This window comes from Geminicoccus sp., from assembly GCF_035556675.1.
In the GTDB taxonomy this organism is placed as follows: domain Bacteria; phylum Pseudomonadota; class Alphaproteobacteria; order Geminicoccales; family Geminicoccaceae; genus Geminicoccus.
The window spans coordinates 1-17,184 of sequence record NZ_DATMFZ010000288.1 but is presented as its reverse complement, the minus strand read 5'-3'; the positions used below and the strand labels follow the sequence as shown (position 1 = coordinate 17,184).

The 17,184-nt window shown below is 68.5% G+C and carries 16 protein-coding genes; 5 read left to right on the top strand and 11 right to left on the bottom strand.

Going from position 1 to position 17,184, the window contains the following annotated elements:
- Positions 1–211: 211 nt before the first annotated feature.
- Both VNS22_RS19905 and VNS22_RS19900 read right to left on the bottom strand, forming a co-directional pair.
- Positions 212–1,213 (bottom strand): ABC transporter permease, encoded by a 1,002-nt coding sequence (locus VNS22_RS19905; RefSeq protein ID WP_325735519.1) that lies wholly within the window; start codon positions 1,211–1,213, stop codon positions 212–214.
- 90 nt (positions 1,214–1,303) lie between these two features.
- Complete coding sequence (locus tag VNS22_RS19900; RefSeq protein WP_325735517.1) at positions 1,304–2,353, bottom strand: sugar ABC transporter substrate-binding protein; 1,050 nt, start codon at positions 2,351–2,353, stop codon at positions 1,304–1,306.
- A gap of 132 nt (positions 2,354–2,485) precedes the next feature.
- On the opposite strand from VNS22_RS19900, the gene VNS22_RS19895 reads away from it, so the two are divergent.
- Positions 2,486–4,468, top strand: a complete 1,983-nt coding sequence (locus VNS22_RS19895; RefSeq protein ID WP_325735515.1) for an FAD-dependent oxidoreductase — start codon at positions 2,486–2,488, stop codon at positions 4,466–4,468.
- Positions 4,469–4,541: 73 nt separating this feature from the next.
- Entirely contained in the window at positions 4,542–5,465 is a 924-nt protein-coding gene (locus VNS22_RS19890) for a restriction endonuclease (protein ID WP_325735514.1), read from the top strand.
- A 37-nt stretch (positions 5,466–5,502) separates the two neighbouring features.
- Here VNS22_RS19890 and VNS22_RS19885 read toward each other — a convergent pair whose 3' ends face one another.
- The 7 genes from VNS22_RS19885 to VNS22_RS19855 all read right to left on the bottom strand — a co-directional run bounded on the left by VNS22_RS19885 (position 5,503) and on the right by VNS22_RS19855 (position 12,166).
- A complete protein-coding gene (locus VNS22_RS19885; protein WP_325735512.1) occupies positions 5,503–5,850 on the bottom strand; it encodes a gamma-glutamylcyclotransferase family protein in 348 nt (115 codons plus the stop codon).
- A 191-nt stretch (positions 5,851–6,041) separates the two neighbouring features.
- On the bottom strand, positions 6,042–6,803 hold the full coding sequence (locus VNS22_RS19880; RefSeq protein ID WP_325735510.1) for a YggS family pyridoxal phosphate-dependent enzyme: 762 nt from the start codon (positions 6,801–6,803) through the stop codon (positions 6,042–6,044).
- Positions 6,800–7,819, bottom strand: a complete 1,020-nt coding sequence (locus VNS22_RS19875) for a zinc-dependent alcohol dehydrogenase family protein (RefSeq protein ID WP_325735508.1) — start codon at positions 7,817–7,819, stop codon at positions 6,800–6,802. The genes VNS22_RS19880 and VNS22_RS19875 overlap by 4 nt, the downstream gene beginning before the upstream one ends.
- Before the next feature lie 108 nt (positions 7,820–7,927).
- On the bottom strand, positions 7,928–8,869 hold the full coding sequence (locus VNS22_RS19870; RefSeq protein ID WP_325735506.1) for a calcium-binding protein: 942 nt from the start codon (positions 8,867–8,869) through the stop codon (positions 7,928–7,930).
- Between the two features lie 112 nt (positions 8,870–8,981).
- The gene (locus tag VNS22_RS19865) at positions 8,982–10,520 is read right to left on the bottom strand and encodes a DHA2 family efflux MFS transporter permease subunit (RefSeq protein ID WP_325735504.1); all 1,539 of its coding nucleotides are present in this window, start codon (positions 10,518–10,520) and stop codon (positions 8,982–8,984) included.
- On the bottom strand, positions 10,513–11,691 hold the full coding sequence (locus VNS22_RS19860) for an HlyD family secretion protein (protein ID WP_325735502.1): 1,179 nt from the start codon (positions 11,689–11,691) through the stop codon (positions 10,513–10,515). Before VNS22_RS19860 ends, VNS22_RS19865 begins: the two co-directional genes overlap by 8 nt.
- Positions 11,684–12,166, bottom strand: a complete 483-nt coding sequence (locus VNS22_RS19855) for a MarR family transcriptional regulator (protein WP_325735500.1) — start codon at positions 12,164–12,166, stop codon at positions 11,684–11,686. Before VNS22_RS19855 ends, VNS22_RS19860 begins: the two co-directional genes overlap by 8 nt.
- A gap of 185 nt (positions 12,167–12,351) precedes the next feature.
- Here VNS22_RS19855 and VNS22_RS19850 point away from each other — a divergent pair, with 185 nt between their 5' ends.
- The gene (locus VNS22_RS19850; protein ID WP_325735498.1) at positions 12,352–13,092 is read left to right on the top strand and encodes a FadR/GntR family transcriptional regulator; all 741 of its coding nucleotides are present in this window, start codon (positions 12,352–12,354) and stop codon (positions 13,090–13,092) included.
- On the opposite strand, the gene VNS22_RS19845 is transcribed toward VNS22_RS19850, so the two are convergent.
- The gene (locus VNS22_RS19845; protein WP_325735496.1) at positions 13,077–13,844 is read right to left on the bottom strand and encodes an ATP-binding cassette domain-containing protein; all 768 of its coding nucleotides are present in this window, start codon (positions 13,842–13,844) and stop codon (positions 13,077–13,079) included. The two genes, VNS22_RS19850 and VNS22_RS19845, sit on opposite strands and share 16 nt — an antisense overlap.
- Positions 13,845–14,163: 319 nt before the next feature.
- Here VNS22_RS19845 and VNS22_RS19840 point away from each other — a divergent pair, with 319 nt between their 5' ends.
- On the top strand, positions 14,164–14,463 hold the full coding sequence (locus tag VNS22_RS19840) for a hypothetical protein (RefSeq protein ID WP_325735494.1): 300 nt from the start codon (positions 14,164–14,166) through the stop codon (positions 14,461–14,463).
- Positions 14,464–14,514: 51 nt separating this feature from the next.
- Here the strand turns inward: VNS22_RS19840 and VNS22_RS19835 are convergent, their stop codons facing one another.
- The gene (locus VNS22_RS19835; protein ID WP_325735492.1) at positions 14,515–15,264 is read right to left on the bottom strand and encodes an SDR family oxidoreductase; all 750 of its coding nucleotides are present in this window, start codon (positions 15,262–15,264) and stop codon (positions 14,515–14,517) included.
- Between the two features lie 198 nt (positions 15,265–15,462).
- On the opposite strand from VNS22_RS19835, the gene VNS22_RS19830 reads away from it, so the two are divergent.
- Positions 15,463–16,617 carry a Xaa-Pro peptidase family protein gene (locus VNS22_RS19830; RefSeq protein ID WP_325735490.1) on the top strand — a complete coding sequence of 385 codons (1,155 nt, stop codon included), beginning with the start codon at positions 15,463–15,465 and terminating at the stop codon, positions 16,615–16,617.
- Positions 16,618–17,184: the final 567 nt, after the last annotated feature.

Sequence of the window (17,184 nt, the reverse complement as noted above, 5' to 3'; positions counted from 1 at the left end):
ATGAAACCGCTGCTGTTGGATGAACTCGACAGTGACGAAGCTGCGGAAATGGATCGAATTTTCTGAATTTCGCCCCAATCACGAAAAACCGAACTGTCATGGGCTGCTGGGCCAATCGGGTAAGATCGATCGAATACCCGGGAGATTCTTGCGGTTTTCCTTCCCGAAGCGACATCGCCCTCGTGTGGCGCAATGTCGCACCCATGACCATTCAGCCCAGGCGCTTGGCGATCTCGGTCTTCACCCCGTCCAGCAGCACCGCGATCAGCATCAGCCCGCCGCGGATCACCTGCATGTAGCTGGCATCCAGCCCCATCACGTTGATCGCGGTGTCGATCGTGGACAGCAGCAGCACGCCGGCGAACACGCCGGACAATTGGCCGATCCCGCCGCGCAGCGACACGCCGCCGATCACCACCGCGGCGAACGCCTCGAACAGCATGCCGACGCCCAGGTTCGGCGTGGCGCCATTGGTGCGCGCGGCCAGCAGCCAGCCGGCGAACGCCGCGATCACCCCGGACAGGATGAAGACCCCGAACAGCACCCGCTCGACATCGATGCCGGCACGGAACGGCGCCACCGGATTGCCGCCCACCAGATAGACCCGCCGGCCGAACAGGGAGCCCTTCAGGATCTGGCCGAACGCCAGGTAGGTGACGATGGTGATCCACACCAGCATCGGCAGGCCGAACAGGTCGGTATTGGCGACCGCGCGGAAGTCCGGGGGCAGGCCGTAGATCGAGCGCCCGCCGGTCAGGATCAAGCCTAAGCCCCGGATCGCGATATAGGCGGCCAGCGTCACCACGAAGGCGTTGAGCCGGAACTTCACGATCAGGATCGCATTGAACAGCCCGGCCAGCGCGCCGAAGCCCAGCACCAGCAGGAGCGAGACCCAGGTGTTCACCTGGAAGGCGAAGGGCGAGCCGCGCGCGGCGGTGAGCCCGGCCGCCAGCATCGCGGCGAATGCCATGACGCTCTCGATCGACAGGTCCATGTGCCCGGCGATCACGCAAAACGCCAGGCCCAGCGAGAGCAGGCCGACATAGGTCGCGTGCTGCGCGATGTTGATGAAGATGCCGACCTGGAAGAAATGCTCGATGCTGAGCGAGCAGATCAGCAGGATCACCGCCAGGATGAACCAGACCAGATGGTCGAGCAGCAGCTTGACCAGACGGATGCGTCTGGCCGAGGGGGCAGGGGTCGCGGCGATCATTCAGGCGCTTCTTGGCTGGTACGTCGGATGCCCCGGCCGCAGGCCGGGCCGGGGCATCGCAGGAGACGACAAGGGATCAGGCCGGCGGCCTCACTTCACCACGTCGACCGGCACGTTCGGGAACTTCAGATTGCCCCAGAAGCGCGGGTCGTCGACATTGTCCTTGGTGATCGCCGCGCCCGGGATCTTCAGGTTCGGCCCCCAGTCCTCGTTGGTGAGCGTCGCGTCCAGCCCCAGCACCTTGTAGGAGCCGGTCTGCAGCTCCTCGCCCGCGATGATCTTGTCGATGAACATGGCCAGCCCATAGACCTGGGCATAGGTCGGCTGCTCGACCTCGACCTGCTGCCAGCCGGCGCGGATGTTGTCGAGCCCGACCGGCGCGCCGTTCGATGCCATCAGCATCATCTCGCCGGGCTTCATGCCCTTGCTTTCCATGATCGAGACGATCGGCACGGTCAGGTGGGCGGCATGGCAGAACACGAGATCGATGTCCTGGGTGACCAGGAGCTGGTCCTCGAACGCCCGCCCGGCATTGGTCGGCTCCCAGAGCAGCGCCGCCTTGGAGATGATCTCCACCTCCGGCGCCTTCTCGGCCATCACCGCCTCGAAGCCCTTCTGGATGTCCAGCGTGTAGGCGTCGCCGGGATCGCCCAGGATCTGCAGGACCTTGCCCTTGGGCGAACCGTGCCGCTCGGTGAGCAGCCGCGTGGCCTCGTTGCCCGCGATCTCGCCGATCTCCACCGTGCCGGCCACCGAGGTCAGCTCGAACTGGGTGGAGGTGATCAGCCGGTCGAAGTTCAGGACCTTGATCCCGGCCTCGCGGGCCTTCTCGATGCCCGGCACGATCGTGTCGAACGCCACAGCGTTGATGATCACCGCGTCGGGCTTGGTGTTGATCAGGTCCTCCAGCTGCGAGAGCTGGCGGGCGGCGTCGTTCTGGGCGTCCACCGAGGTGACCTCGTAGCCCAGCGAGCTGAACACCGACTCCACCGCCTTCTGGCTCTCGGTCTGGAACTCGTCCAGGAGGGTCGGGATCATGTAGACGATCTTGCCCTTGCCCTGGGCGCTGGCCGGCCGGGCGGCGGCCAGCGCCGCTGCGGCGGACAGGAGAATGCCGACATCGCGGCGGCTCAGACGCATGGAAACTCCCCCGAAGTTATTGTCCTGGACCCTTGCATCGAACGACCCGGCTAATGCTTAGTCAAGCTGCGGCGCTTGCCGGCAGCTGGTCAGGCAAGCACAGTCGGGTCGGCGCCGTACCCGGAGGCCAGGATGTTCCCCAACCTGTTCACGCCGCTCACGATCCGCCACTGCACGCTGAAGAACCGGATCGTCTTCGGCGCGCACACCAACAATATGGCGGAAGGCGGCCTGCCGTCCGCGCGCACGATCGGCTATTACGAGGAGCGGGCCCGCGGCGGCGCCGCCATGATCGTGGTGGAGCCCGTCCCGGTGCACCGCACCGCCGTGCTCACCCGCGGCAACTACCTGCCCGACGACGACCGGGTGATCCCGGCCTTCCGGCAACTCGTGGAAGCCTGCCGGCCGCACGGGCCCGTCATGATCCAGCAGCTCTACCATGTCGGCGCCCATGGCGATGCCGACAACAGCTTCGCCCCCAACTGGTCACCGTCCGGCATGCGCTCCTTCCACGATGCGGACGGCAGCCACGCCATGACGCTTGCCGAGATCGCCGAGATCCAGGACGGCTTCGTCCGCTGTGCGCTGCGCGCGAAGGAGGCCGGCTTCGACGGGATCGAGCTGTTCGCCGCCTATAACGCGCTGCTCGACCAGTTCTGGACGCCGCTCACCAACCGCCGCACCGACCGCTATGGCGGCAGCTTCGAGAACCGGATGCGCTTTTCCGCCGAGCTGATGGCGCGGTTGCGCCAGGCCTGCGGCGAGGACTTCGTGATCGGCCTGGCCGTGTCCGCCGACCCCGGCACCCCCGGCTGCCTGAGCCTCCCCGACCTGCAGGCGGTGATCGCCTGGCACGACGAGCGCCGGCTGATGGACTACGTGACCTGCGGCACTGGCAGCTATTTCGACTTCGCCAGCATCATCGCGACCTCGCCCTATCCCGACCGGCTGGGCGAGCCGTTCGCCGCCGCCCTGAAGCAGGTGGTGCGCCACGCTTTTGTCCAGGCCGAGAGCCGGATCACCACGCCCGCCGATGCCGAGGCCCTGCTCGCCGCCGGCCATGCCGACACCGTCAGCATCGTGCGCGGCCAGATCGCCGATCCCTGGCTCGCCGCCAAGGCGCAGGCCGGCCGCCCGGACGACATCCGCCCCTGCATCGCCTGCAACCAGCTCTGCTGGGGCCGGCGCGCCCGCGACTACTGGATCTCCTGCCTGGTCAATCCCTCGGCCGGCCGCGAGTTCGAATGGGGTGGCGACCGCTTCGAGCCGGCCGACCGGCCACGCCGGATCCTGGTCGTGGGCGGCGGTCCCGCCGGCCTGGAGGCGGCGCGGGTCGCCGCGTCGCGCGGCCACCGCGTCACGCTGATCGAGCGGGAGGCGGAGCTGGGCGGCCGCTTCCGCCTGGCCGCACGCCAGCCCGCGCGTGAGAAGATCGCCCGCCTGCTGGACTGGCACCGCCACCAGCTCATGCAGCTCCAGGTCGAGCTGCGCCTGGGCCAGGAAGCCACGCCCGCCGACCTCGCCGGCTACGACGAGGTGATCCTCGCCACCGGTGCACGGCCCGCCCGTGACGGCTACCAGCGCGCCTTTCCCGATCGTCTGCGCCTGCCGGGCGTCGATCTGCCGGACGTCTTCGACATCGAGGACATCCTGGCCGACCAGCCGCAGCAGCACCTCCCGATCGGCCACCGCGTCCTGGTCCTGGACGATCTCGGCAACTGGCGGGCGATCGGCACCGCCATCCTCCTCCAGGAGCAGGGCCATCAGGTGACGATCGCCACGCCCGACGGCGAGGTCGCCAAGGGCCTGGCCAACAGCACCGCCGACATCCCGCTGCGCCGCCGCTTCGCCAAGGCCGGCGGCCGCGTCCTGCCCTACACCGCCCTTTCCGCCTGGCTGGGCGGCCAGGCCGAGCTCCTGGACCTCCAGGCGGACCAGCTGCGCACCGAGCCGTTCGACACGCTGGTCCTGGCCACCATGCCAAGAGCCGACGACCGCCTGATGCAGGAGGCCGCCGCCGCCGGCCAGCCCGCCCGCCTGATCGGTGACGCCGTCGCCTCCCGCCGCGCCAGCCTCGCGTTCTACGAGGGACGGGCGGTCGGCCGGGTTCTTTAACTTTTTCTTGTTATTTTTGGGCTATGGATGGTCGGGCCAGTCCCGATGGCTAGCTTATATTGTTCAGGTAAACATGACCGTTCCAGATTATCAGTCTCTGATGCTCCCTGTCCTGATTGCTTCTGCAGACGGCGAGGTACGTGTCGGTGATGTCGTCGAACGCCTGGCGGACCAGCTTCACCTCACGCCGGAGGACCGAGCAGAGCTGCTTCCTTCAGGCAAGCAGACACTTCTCGGCAACAGAGTACACTGGGCCAAGACATATCTCAGCAAGGCCGGGCTGGCCGAGATCACGAGACGAGGGTACTTCAGCATCACGGAGCGGGGCCGTCAGGCACTGGCCTCGAAGCCAGCACGCATCGACAATGTGTTCTTGAGCCAGTTTGCAGAGTTTCGGGACTTCAAAGACAGACCGTCACAAACCGTAGCTACTGCACCAGAAATACAGCCACTCGAACCTGCCCTTGTGAGCCAGACGCAGACGCCCGACGAGCTCATGCGAGCAGCCCATGTGCAGATCGAGGCTGCGCTCGCGCAGGAACTGCTGGATCGCATCCGTGCCGCACCGCCCGCCTTCTTCGAGCAGCTGATCGTCACCCTGCTCCTCAGCATGGGCTATGGCGGCTCGGCCGTCGATGCCGGCCGTGCGCTCGGCCGCAGCGGTGACGATGGCGTCGACGGCGTCATCGACCAGGACGCGCTCGGGCTCGACCGGGTGTACGTCCAGGCCAAGCGCTACGCCGAGGGCAACAATATCGGCGCTGGTGCGATCCGTGACTTCTTCGGCAGCCTCGACCGGCACAAGGCCAGCAAGGGCCTGTTCGTGACGACCTCGACCTTTTCCCCTGCGGCGAGGGAGACGTCGGAGTTCCTGAGCAAGCGCATCGTGCTGATCGATGGACCGCAGCTTGCGAAGCTCATGATCCGCCACTCGGTCGGCTGCCGCGTGGAGGAAACCCTCTACATCAAGAAGGTGGACGAAGACTTCTTCGAGTAAGCTTCCCGATGTTGCACCTGTCGACCTCCGCGCCGGCTCACCTCGCCAGCACGTAGATCCAGGCCTCCACCGGCCCGTCGGCTGTCTCCACCTGTGCCACCACCCGCCGGTAGCCATCGCCCTCGAACGCGTCGAGCCGGGGCCAGTGGTCGGGCAGTTCCGGGGAATGGAAGAGGTGGACGGGGGCCGCCTCGCCGGCCGGGTCGAGGACCAAGCCCGGAAAGCCCAGGGCAGCTCCCCAGCCGGCCTCCATCAGCCGGCCGCGCACCGTGCCGGTCATCCAGCGCCCGGTCAGCCCGGCCAGCTGATGATGGTTGACCTCTCCCGGCGCCAGCGACCCGTAGGTCGCGAGCCACTGGTCCGCCGTCCTGCTGGGTTCCGTCATCCGCCATTGTCTCCGATGCAGCGCCCGGTCGCCGGACTGAAGTACCGGGGCTTCTACCATCGGGCGTCCGCTCCTGCCCATGGCATGTTCAGCAACTAGAGAGCGCCGCCCTTCCTCATGTCACGCACCGCAAGCGTCCCTCGGCACCGTCCGGCAACCATGACGGCCTCGCTACCCGGGCGTCTGACGCCTTACGTCAGACCCGGCCAGTAGGCGCTGTCGGCGGTCGGCCGAGGCCCGAAGATCGCCTGGCCCACCCGCACGACCGTGGCACCCTCCTCGATCGCGGTCTCGAAGTCGCCGGTCATGCCCATGGACAGTTCGGCGAGCTCGATGCCGGGCGGCGGGCGCAGCGTGCGGCGCAGTTCGGCCAGCAGGCGGAAGCAGGCGCGCACCCTGGCATCGTCCGCCGAGAACACGGCCAGGGTCATCAGGCCGCGCACGCGCAGCGCCGGGAAGTCCGGCAGCCTTGCCAGGAAGTCCTCGACCTCGGCGGGTGCCAGGCCATACTTGCTGGCCTCGCCCGAACTGTTGACCTGGACCAGCACGTCCAGCTGCCGGCCCTGCGCTGCCAGATGACGCTGCAGCGCCTCGGCGACGCGCAGGCTGTCGAGCGCCTGGAACTCTCCGGCAAAGCCTGCCACCTGCTTGGCCTTGTTGGTCTGCAGATGGCCGATCACGCTCCAGGACAGGCCGAGATCGGCCAGTGCCTCCGCCTTGCCCGCCGCCTCCTGGACCTTGTTCTCGCCGAACGCGCGCAGCCCCAGGCCGGCCGCCTGGCGGATGATCGCGGCGGGCACGGTCTTGCTCACCGGCAGGAGCCGCACGCTCGCCGGATCGCGCCCGGCCCGCCGGCAGGCCTCGGCGATCCGCGCCCGCACCGCCGCCAGGTTGGCGGCGATGGTGGCGGCCGAGTCGGCGCCGAACCTTGGGTCCGGTCCCGTGCCGCTCATGGGATGACCATGACCTTGACCTCGCCCGGCAGCGGGTCGCGCCCGATCACCTCGGGCACCTGGTCCAGCCCGATCCGCTGCGAGACCAGCCGGCCCACCTCGATCGCCCCCGACGTGATCAGGGCGGCGGCCCGGCGGTGGACGAACGGATTGATGAACGAGCCCTGGATGCGCAGCTCGCGCATCATGATGTCGCAAGGCTCTATCTCGATCGTCTGGCCCTGCGGCATGACGCCGACGATCATCACCGTGCCGCGCCGCTTCGCCAGCTTCAGCGACTGGCGGACCGTGTCGGGCACGCCGGCGCATTCCATCACCACGTCGACCCCACCCGGCACCAGGCCGTCCGGCCCGGCGATCACCTGAACCGGGTCGGCCGCGGACGGATCGACCGTGTCGGTGGCGCCCAGCTCCATGGCGAGCTCGCGGCGCACCGCCTGGCGGGTCGACAGGATCACCCGCGTGGCCCCGGCCAGCCGGGCCAGCTGCAGGGTGAGCAGGCCGATCACCCCGCCGCCCAGCACCACCACCGAATCGCCTGCCTTGATCCCGGCCAGGTCGACCGCATGCAGGCAGCACGCCAGCGGCTCGCAGAACGCGCCGTGCTCGGGATGGAGCGAGAGCGGCAGCTCGACCGCCTGGCCTTCGGGGACCACGGTGTACTCGGCAAAGCCGCCGTCCAGCGCCAGGCCCAGCGCCTTCCAGTTCCGGCAATGGTTGACCAGACCGTCCTGGCAGGCCGGGCAGCGTCCGCAGGAGATGTTCGGGTCGACCGTGACCCGCATGCCCGGCCTGAAGCCGGTCACCTCGGCGCCCACTGTCTCGACGATCCCGGAGAATTCATGGCCGAGCGTCACCGGCGGCGAGGTCGGGAACTCGCCATGGAGGAAATGCCGGTCCGAGCCGCAGATGCCGCAGGCCTCGACGCGCACCAGCAGGTCGCCAGGCCCCGGTGCCGGCTTCGCCACCTCCCGGACGAACAGGTTCTCGATGGATTCCAGCCGCACGGCCTTCACGTCGGTCCCTTCCCTGCTGCATGCGTGCCGGTCGTAGCCGGCGGTCCTCAGTCCTGGGAGGGACGGGTCCTGGCGTCAACGCTGTGATCACGGCCGGGGATCGCCATGTCAGCCCAGCACGTCCGCCGAGATTGAGGTGATGCCGAACAGGCTGACCACGCTGACCGTCGGCGGGATGTCGACGCCCGCCTCGTGGGCGATCGTCATGCGCAGGGAGGCACGGCTCGCGCCCTCGAACACCTCGTCCACCAGCTGTACCCGGTCGTCCGCATCGGTGAGCAGGCCGTCGCCGTTGCTGTCGAGCTGGTTGAGATAGTCCTGGACGTAGAGCCGGAAGCCGCCCGGCACGTCGACGATCAGCGCATGGGCCTCGTCCGAATAGCCGACGAAGTCGTAGGTATCCATGCCCGGGCCGCCCACCAGGGTCGCCCTGGTATCCGAGGTCGCCATCGCCACGAGCGTATCGTCTCCGGCACCGCCATAGAGCAGGCTCGGGCCCCATTGGCTCGCGATCAGCGTGTCGTCGCCATCGCCGCCACGCAGCACGTCGTCCTTGCCGGCCGTGATGACGTCGTCGCCGGCATCACCGAACAGCGTGCTGCCGCCGTTCGAGATCGCGCCGGCATCGAGACCTCGCCCGTCGATGCGGTCGTCGCCGTTCCCGCCGCGCAGCACGCCGACTCCGCGCAGTTCGTCGTTGCCATCGCCGCCGAGCAGCAGGTTGGTGCCATGGATGTCGACCAGCACATCGTCGCCGGCATGGCCCCACAGTTCGTCGTCGCCCTCCATCCCCTCCAGCCGGTCGGCGCCGGCACCGCCCAGCAGGAGGTCGTCCCCGACATGCCCCTGCAGCAGGTCATCGCCGGCACCGCCGGACAGATAGTCGTTGCCCCCGCCGCCCCTGAGCACGTCGTCGCCGGCCCCGCCGTAGATGAAGTCGTCGGCGGCATTGCCGCCGATGACGTCGTTGCCGGCGCCGCCGCTGAGGACGCTCCGTCCTGCCGCGCCGCTGTGCCCGCTGCCGCCCAGCGAACCGGTGATCGTGACCATGCCGTAACCCCCTGCACCAAGCCGCCGGCAGCCGGCCGCTTAACTCGGCTGTCAGCGGAACATGACGAGACGGCAATCTTTCATCAAGATGCCCTGCCAGGTCCTGGCAGGCTCACTCCATCACCGCACCATGCTCCATGGGCTCCGCCTGGCCCGGCCGGCGCAGCAGGAACACCAGCGGCATCACCAGGAGCGAGAGGATCATCATCAGCTTGAAGTCGTCGATATAGCTGATGATCGTCGCCTGCTGGGTCACCAGTTCATCCAGCGCCGCCCGGCCGGCCGCCGCATAGGGGCTGTAGGCATCCGCGATCGCCGGCGTGTCGAAGGCCCGGTTGAACGGCGTGACATAGGCCGAGATGTCGGCATGGTTGATCTGGGTGTTCTCGACCAGCAGTGCGGAGACGATCGAGATGCCGACGCTGGAGCCGATGTTGCGCGACAGGTTGTAGAGGCCGGTGCCCTCGCCGCGCATCGCGGCGGGCAGGGTCGCGAACGTCGAGGTGGTGAGCGGCACGAACAGGAAGCCCAGCCCGGCCCCCTGGATGAAGCCGGTGGTGACGATCGTCCACTGCGCGACGTCCGGGGTCCAGCCGGTCATGTCGTACATCGCCCAGGCGGTGAGCCCCAGGCCGGTCAGGAGCAGCCAGCGCGTGTCGACCTTGCCGACCAGCCTGCCCACCAGGAACATGCAGACCATCGTGCCGAGCCCGCGCGGCCCCAGCACGATGCCCGCGGTGACCACGGGATAGCCCATCAGCGTCTGCAGGTAGGGCGTCATCAGGGCGAGCGAGGCCAGATAGGTCAGGCCGACGATGAAGATGAACGCCATGCCCACCGAGAAGTTGCGGTCGCGGAACAGGCCGGGGTTCACGAACGGCCGCTCGGCGGTGAAGCTGTGGACCAGGAAGACATAGAAGGCGGCGGCGGCGATCGTCGCTTCCAGGATGATCTCGCCCGACGCGAACCAGTTGAGCTGCTCGCCCCGGTCGAGCATGAGCTGCAGGGCGCCGATCGCGATGCTGAGCGCGCCGAAGCCCAGCCAGTCGAGCCTGGCGCCCCCGTCTGCGCGTGATTCCTGGACGAAGGCCAGCACGCCCACCAGCGCCAGGGCGCCGATCGGCACGTTGATGTAGAACACCCAGCGCCAGCTGGCATGGTCGGTCAGCCAGCCGCCGATCACCGGCCCCAGCACCGGGCCCACCATCACCGAGACCCCGAACAGCGCCATGGCAGCACCGCGCTCCTCGGGCGTGTACATGTCGAGCAGGATCGCCTGGGACAGCGGGACCAGCGCTGCGCCGAAGAAGCCCTGGAGCAGCCGGAAGCCCACGATCTGGCCGAGCGACTGGGCCAGGCCGCACAGCACGGAAGCGAAGACGAAGCCGGCGATTGAGGCCAGCAGGATGCGCTTGCGGCCGAACCGGTTGGCCAGGTAGCCGGACGGCGGCGTCATGATCGCCGCGGCGACGATGTAGGAGGTGAGCACCCAGTTCACCTGGTCGGCGCTGGCCGCGACGCTGCCCTGGATATAGGGCAGCGCCACGTTGGCGATGGTCGTGTCCAGCGCCTGCATGATCACCGCCAGCGTGACGCAGGCGGTGATCATGCCCCGGTGGGCGACCACCGGACGGGTGGCCGTCTCAGCCATGGCTGCCGGCAGTACCGCCGAACAGATCGGTGACGAAGGTCGGCAGGCCGCGCGGGTGGCCGGTATCGATCTCCAGCTCGACGCTCATGCCGGCGCGCAGCGGCGGCTTGCCCGGGTCGTTCTCGATCCGCACCCGCATCGGGATGCGCTGGACCACCTTCACCCAGTTGCCGCTGGTGTTCTGCGCCGGCAGCAGCGCGAAGCTGGCGCCCGATGCCGGGCTGATGCTCTCGACCTCGCCCTGCCAGACCAGGCCCGGATAGGTATCCACCCAGATCGTCGCGGCCTGGCCCGGCTGGACATAGGTGAGCTCGGTCTCCTTGGGCGAGGCCTCGATCCAGACATGGTCGGTCGCGACCAGGCTGAATCCCGGCGTGGCGGCCTCCAGATAGTCGCCCACCTGCAGGCTCGGGACGTTGGTCACGATCCCGGCCATCGGTGCTCGCACCACCGTGTGGTCCAGCTGGCGTGCCGCCTCGTCCTTCGCCGCCACCGCGTCCAGGTAGCGCGGATGCTGCTCGACCGGCTGGTCCGGCCGGTTGTCGAGGCTGGCGGCGATCCCGGCCAGCTGCTGCTGGAGCGAGTGGAGCTTCTGCTGGGCCACGTCGCGATCGTGGCGGGCCTGGTCATAGGCCGCCTTGGAGGCGAAGTCGTTGCGCGACAGCTCCTCCTGCCGGGCGAACTGCGCTTGGTAGAAGGTGAGGTCGGCTTCGGCCTGCGCGATCTGCGCCTGCATGTCCCGGTAGCTCGCCTGGAGCGCCAGGAGCTCGTCGCGCACCACGCCCACCCGGGATTCCGCCCGGGTCAGCGCCAGGCGCATCGGCAGGTCGTCCAGGCGGAACAGCACGTCGCCGGCCTGGACCGCCTGGTTCTCGTGGACCTCGATCGACCGGACGATCCCGGACACGTCGGTGGCGAGGTTCACGATGTCGGCACGCACATAGGCGTTGTCCGTCGCCATGACCGCACCGCCGGTCACATAGGCCCAGCCGCCGGCCAGCAGCGCCACCGGAAGGAGGGCGAACAGGGCGGGACGGATCCAGCCGCGCCGGCGCGGCTTCGCCACGCCCGGCTTGCCTGCCGGTGTGGCCGGGCGTGGTGGCAGCGGTGCCGCATCGTCCTCGGCCTCGGCGGAACGGTCCACGACGCGGGTCGTGGCGGAATCAGCCATGATCGGCTTTCCCCGGGGTGATCGCCGGCAGGCTGCACGCCTCCAGCAGGTTGGACTTCATGGTGGTGAGCATGGCGGTGAGCGCTGCGCGGTCCTCGGCGGTGAGGCCGGCCAGCGCCTCGGCCCGGGTGAGGTCGCCCAGCGCCCGGATCCGGGACAGGAGCGGGCGGGCGGTCTCGGTCAGGTAGAGGGTCTTGGAGCGCCGGTCGGTCGGATGCGCCCGGCGCTCGACCAGGCCGCGCGCCTCCAGCCGGTCCAGGATGCGCACCAGCGTGATCGGCTCGATCTCCAGGAGCTCGGCGAGCCCTGCCTGCTGGATGCCTTCGTTGGGCGCCAGATAGGCGAGCGTCTGCCACTGCGAGCGGGTCAGGCCCAGCTCGCGGGCGTGCTGCTCGAAGCGGCGGCGCAGCAGGCGGGCGACATCATGGATCAGGAAACCGAGGGTAGGGGCGGCGCTGGTCACCGGGGGCGGCATTAATGAGTGTGCTTATGATAAGCCTCCATATAGGTCGGCCATGCCCTGCCGCCAACCCGTCGTGATCACACGTCCATGATCCGACACGCGTCCGTGACCGGGCGCAGGCGAACCAGCCCGCTTGACGGATCGCCCGATGAGGCGATCACCTGTACCGGTCAGGCGAGGTGGGAACAGGAACAGACATGACGGGTCCTCGCGGGCGGCCGAAGACGGGCGCCCGATCGGCGCATCGGGTCGTGACCGAAGGGATCGGTCTCGGCATCCTGAAAGGCGAGTTCAAGAGCGGAGAGCTGCTGCCCAGCCCGGAGGAGCTGGCGCTGCGCTACAAGGTGTCCCGCACCGTGCAGCGCGAGGCGTTCAAGACCCTGGCAGCCAAGGGGCTGGTCGCGTCCAAGACCAAGGTCGGCACCTGGGTGACGCCGCCCCGGTCATGGAACATGTTCGACACCGAGCTTTTGGAATGGCGGACCCGGCTCGGGATGGACCAGGAGTTCATCGCCTCGCTGTTCGAGGTCCGCCGGGCACTGGAGCCCGAGGCGGCGGCCCTGGCGGCAAAGCGGCGCACGCAGGAGCAGCTCCGGGAACTCCGCGAGATCGCGCGGGCCATGTCGGAATGCCGCGATTCCGGCCGCTTCATCGAGCTGGACCTGGCCTTCCACGTCCTGATCAGCGACGCCTCGGCCAACCCGTTCCTCCAGTCGCTGGGTGGGTTGATCGAGGCGGCGCTGGCCGCGGCCTTCGCCCGCTCGACGCCCCTGCACGATCCCGTGCAGCTGCGCCTCTCAGCGCTGCAGCACGAGGCGATCTGCCAGGCGATCGAGGCAGGCGATCCGGAGGCCGCCCGCCAGGCGATGATCGCGGTGATCGACACCGGTGCGGTGAACGCCAGGCGCAGCCTGGAGGCGGCTCAGGCGGCGTCCTGACGGCGGGTCAGGCTGGTGTCGCCGGTGATCAGCTCGATCAGCTCGTCATGCGAGGTCTCCGCGCGGGTGCGCACACCCTCGACCCGGCCCTGGCGGATCACCACCATCCGGTCGGCGACCTGGAGCGCATGCAGCACGTTGTGGGTGATCACGATCACGGAGATGCCTTCCCGGCGCACCCGCTCAATCATGTCCAGACCCTTGCGGGTCTGCTCCACGCCCAGCGCCGCGAACGGCTCGTCCAGCAGCACCAGCTTGCCGCCGAAATGGACGAAGCGGCAAAGCTCGATCGCCTGGCGCTGGCCGCCCGACAGGTTCTCCACCTTGGCCCGCACGTCCGGGATCTTGGTGCCCAGCCGGTGCAGGGCGGCGCGGGTGATCTCCTCCATCTCCTTCTCGCGCAGCCAGGAGATGCCGGCCACCTTCCGGGTCAGCTCGCGGCCCATGAAGAAGTTGCCGACCACGTCCACGTTGGGTGCGAGCGACAGGTCCTGGTAGACCGTCTCGATGCCCAGCGCCTTGGCGTCGGCCGGGCCAGTGAGGGCGACCTCCTGCCCGTTCCAGAGCAGCCGGCCGGACGAAGGCGGCTGGGTCCCGGCGATGATCTTGATGAGCGTCGACTTGCCGGCGCCGTTGTCGCCCAGCAGCGCCACCACCTCGCCCGGCAGCACGTCGAAGCTGACATCGGCCAGCGCCGTCACCGCGCCGAAGCGCTTGGCGACATGGTCGATGGTGAGGAGCGGGGTGGTCATGGCGGCTCGCGGAACTTGGCTGGCCACAGGACCCTAGAGCGGTTTCCGGCCCGGCAGCAACGCCGGGTTGAACGTTGCGGCGCTCGTGGGGGCGGATCGCCACCATGGCATCCGGCAATCATGCGACCGGCGGACGGGAAGCCCCAGACTGGTGGCCGGCGCCCTGCTCGACCGCATAATGTGCCAAGCCATCGTCATATCGTGTTCAATGAGAAGTCGTGCTATAGTCGAGTCTTGGCCGATAGGATTATCGGCCGTCGATGCTCCCCGCCATGCGCGTTCGGGTACTGAGCGCGTTCTTGCAGAACTGGAGCTCGTGATGGACGTTGTTGTCAGGACATATACCGGCAAGGGTACGAAAGAGCTGTTTTCATTGCTGGAGAAACGCACGGACGAAGTCGAAAGAGCGATGCGCTCGATCAAGGGCTTCGTGAGTTACACCCTGGCCCGCAGCAGTGACGGCGAAGGCGGCCTGTCGATGACCGTGTGCCAGGACAAGGCAGGCATCGACGAGAGTGTCCGGGTCGCGAAGGAGTGGATCGCGGCAAATGCAGGGGACACTGGCGTGGGGCCGCCGAAGGTGTCGGCAGGAACCATCCTCATTCACGCGGTGAAGTAACGGTTCCCATGGCTCCGGCCGGTCGGGCGACCGGCCGGCCGTGCTGCAGCCCTATGCCTTGCCCTCCGGCAGGGTCTGCCCGCCATCCACCACGATCGTGGTCCCGGTGATGTAGGCGGCCTCGTCGGAGGCCAGGAACAGGAAGGCATGGGCGACGTCGCGCGGGTCGGCCAGCCGCCCGAGCGGGATGGCGCGCGCCATGCCGTCGATGAACTCGGGCGAGCGCTCGCTCTGCATGCCCTCGGTCAGCACGTTGCCGGGCTCGACCCCGTTCACGGTGATGCCGAATGCCGCCCCCTCCAGCGCTGCCGCCCGGATCAGCCCGTTCAGCCCGGCCTTGGACGCGGCATAGTGGGCATGGCCGGGCGGCACCACGCGCGGGCCGGTGATCGAGCTGGTCAGCACGATCCGCCCATAGCGCTGCCGCTTCATGGGCGCGAAAGCGGCGCGGATCGCCAGGAAGGAACCGCGCAGGTTCACACCCAGCACCTGGTCCCATTCGGCAGCACTGATCCCGTCGATCAGGGTCTCGGGAAAGATCCCGGCGTTCTGGACGCAGATGTCGAGCCGGCCATGCTCGGCGAGAATGGTGTCGATCACACCCTGGATGTCGGCCTCCACCGCCAGGTCGCAGGCGAGGTAGCGCCCGCCGATCCCCTTCGCGGTCGCCTGGCCCTCGAGCCGCCGGTCGGCGATCCAGACCTGGGCACCTTCCTCCGCCAGCCTGGCCGCCACCGCGGCACCGATCCCGCGCGCCGCGCCGAACACCACCGCCACCCGATCCGCAACCCGTCCTGCCAAGACAGCTCTCCCTGCAATCGATTTCGTGGCGGATCGTGCGCGCTTCCGTAGTGCCGCGCTAGAGCCGCGAGCGACCTGTGCCCTCGTGTCTGCGCCATCGGCCGGGGCGGGATGCCGGTGCGTTCGCCGCTGGAGCCTCGACAGCCGGGGCGGAAAGTCGGATGGCTGCCAGTCGTGCCACGATCACCGGAGGCTATCTTGCCGCTGCACTTCTCGCCCGCCGAGTTCGAGCGCCGCCTCCATGCGGCAAAGGATGCCATGGCCCGCGAAGGGCTGGATGGCCTGCTCCTGTTCAAGCAGGAGAGCATGTACTGGCTGACCGGCTACGACACGTTCGGCTTCTGCTTCTTCCAGTGCCTGGTGCTGACCGCAGGCGGCCAAAAGGTGCTGGTGACCCGCTCGGCCGACCTGCGCCAGGCGCAGCTCACCTCCAACATCCAGGACATCCGGATCTGGGTCGACCGCGACGGCGCCGACCCGGCCCGCACCGACCTCCTGCCCGTGCTGGAGGAACTGGGACTGCGCGGCCGGCGGATCGGCGTGGAGTTCGACACGCACGGGCTCACCTATCGCAACGGCAAGCGGCTGGAGGCGGCTCTGGACGGCTTCGCCAGGCTGGCCGACGCCTCGCTGCTCCTGTCCGGGCTCCGGCTGGTGAAGTCCGACGAGGAGTTGGCCTATGTCCGTGAGGCCGCGCGGCTGGGCGATGCCGCCCTGGACGCAGCGATCGCCGCGACCGGCCCCGGTGCCGACGAGGGCGTGATCCTGGCGCGGATGCACGACGCGATCTTCGAGGGCGGCGGCGACTATCCGGGCAACCCGTTCATCATCGGCAGCGGCCCGCAGGCCCTGCTCTGCCGCTACCAGACCGGCCGGCGCAGGCTGGACCCACAGGACCAGCTCACCCTGGAGTTCGCTGGCGTCTATCGCCAGTACCATGCAGCATTGATGCGCACCCTCCTGGTGGGAAGCGCGGACGACGAGCACCACCGGATGTTCGACGCCGCCCGCGAGGCGCTGCTCGCCGCCGAGGCCGCCCTGGTGCCCGGCCGCACCATGGGCGAGGTATTCGATACCCAGGCCGCCGTGCTCGACCGCCACGGCATGCAGGCCCACCGCCTGAACGCCACCGGCTATTCCCTGGGCGCGGTCTATGCCCCGTCCTGGATGGACTGGCCGATGTTCTACACCGGCAACCCGGTGGTGATCGGTCCGGGCATGACCTTCTTCATTCACATCATCCTGATGAACAGCGAAACCGGCCGCGCCATGACGCTCGCCCGCACCTCGCTCGTCACCGAAGGGAAGGCCGAGCCCCTGGCGAAGGCACCGCTGGAGCTGATCGTCCGCTAATGGTTCTAGGAAGATAGGCCTAGATCTGCCATCCTGTGCGATCCACCAGCACCGGATGATCGATGCCGCTCCCACCCGACCCGAACAGCATCTTACGAAACGAACCCGAGCCGCATCGCGCACCGCGACGACGAAACGAACCCGAGCGGCATCCACTGCCATCCGTCATCCCCCGGCTCGACCGGGGGATCAACAGGCGGACGCCCGTACAGGTAGATTCCCCGCCTGCGCGGGGAATGACATGAGGAATGTGGACACTCGCCGGGTTGCGGCAGCACGCGATCTGCACGAACGAACCCGAGCACACGGGATTACACCGAAACGAACCCGAGCCCGGTCGCTGGACGCATCGACGAAACGAACCCGAGCTGCCCCACCGCCATCCGTCATCCCCCGGCTCGTCCGGGGGATCCACAGGCGAACGCCCGCACTGGTGGGTTCTTCCGCCTGCATGGGGAATGCCATGAGCGACGAAGGTCATGTCCGGGTCCGGCGGACCCGTGTTCTGCACGAACGAACCCGAGAACCACCCGCCGGCCCGCTGTCACGGGAGCCGGCGGGGAGGCA

Coding starts and splice junctions, on each gene's coding strand:
- VNS22_RS19905 (WP_325735519.1), bottom strand. CDS start 1,213: ATGATCGCCGCGACCCCTGCCCCCTCGGCCAGACGCATCCGTCTGGTC.
- VNS22_RS19900 (WP_325735517.1), bottom strand. CDS start 2,353: ATGCGTCTGAGCCGCCGCGATGTCGGCATTCTCCTGTCCGCCGCAGCG.
- VNS22_RS19895 (WP_325735515.1), top strand. CDS start 2,486: ATGTTCCCCAACCTGTTCACGCCGCTCACGATCCGCCACTGCACGCTG.
- VNS22_RS19890 (WP_325735514.1), top strand. CDS start 4,542: ATGACCGTTCCAGATTATCAGTCTCTGATGCTCCCTGTCCTGATTGCT.
- VNS22_RS19885 (WP_325735512.1), bottom strand. CDS start 5,850: ATGACGGAACCCAGCAGGACGGCGGACCAGTGGCTCGCGACCTACGGG.
- VNS22_RS19880 (WP_325735510.1), bottom strand. CDS start 6,803: ATGAGCGGCACGGGACCGGACCCAAGGTTCGGCGCCGACTCGGCCGCC.
- VNS22_RS19870 (WP_325735506.1), bottom strand. CDS start 8,869: ATGGTCACGATCACCGGTTCGCTGGGCGGCAGCGGGCACAGCGGCGCG.
- VNS22_RS19865 (WP_325735504.1), bottom strand. CDS start 10,520: ATGGCTGAGACGGCCACCCGTCCGGTGGTCGCCCACCGGGGCATGATC.
- VNS22_RS19860 (WP_325735502.1), bottom strand. CDS start 11,691: ATGGCTGATTCCGCCACGACCCGCGTCGTGGACCGTTCCGCCGAGGCC.
- VNS22_RS19855 (WP_325735500.1), bottom strand. CDS start 12,166: ATGCCGCCCCCGGTGACCAGCGCCGCCCCTACCCTCGGTTTCCTGATC.
- VNS22_RS19850 (WP_325735498.1), top strand. CDS start 12,352: ATGACGGGTCCTCGCGGGCGGCCGAAGACGGGCGCCCGATCGGCGCAT.
- VNS22_RS19845 (WP_325735496.1), bottom strand. CDS start 13,844: ATGACCACCCCGCTCCTCACCATCGACCATGTCGCCAAGCGCTTCGGC.
- VNS22_RS19840 (WP_325735494.1), top strand. CDS start 14,164: ATGGACGTTGTTGTCAGGACATATACCGGCAAGGGTACGAAAGAGCTG.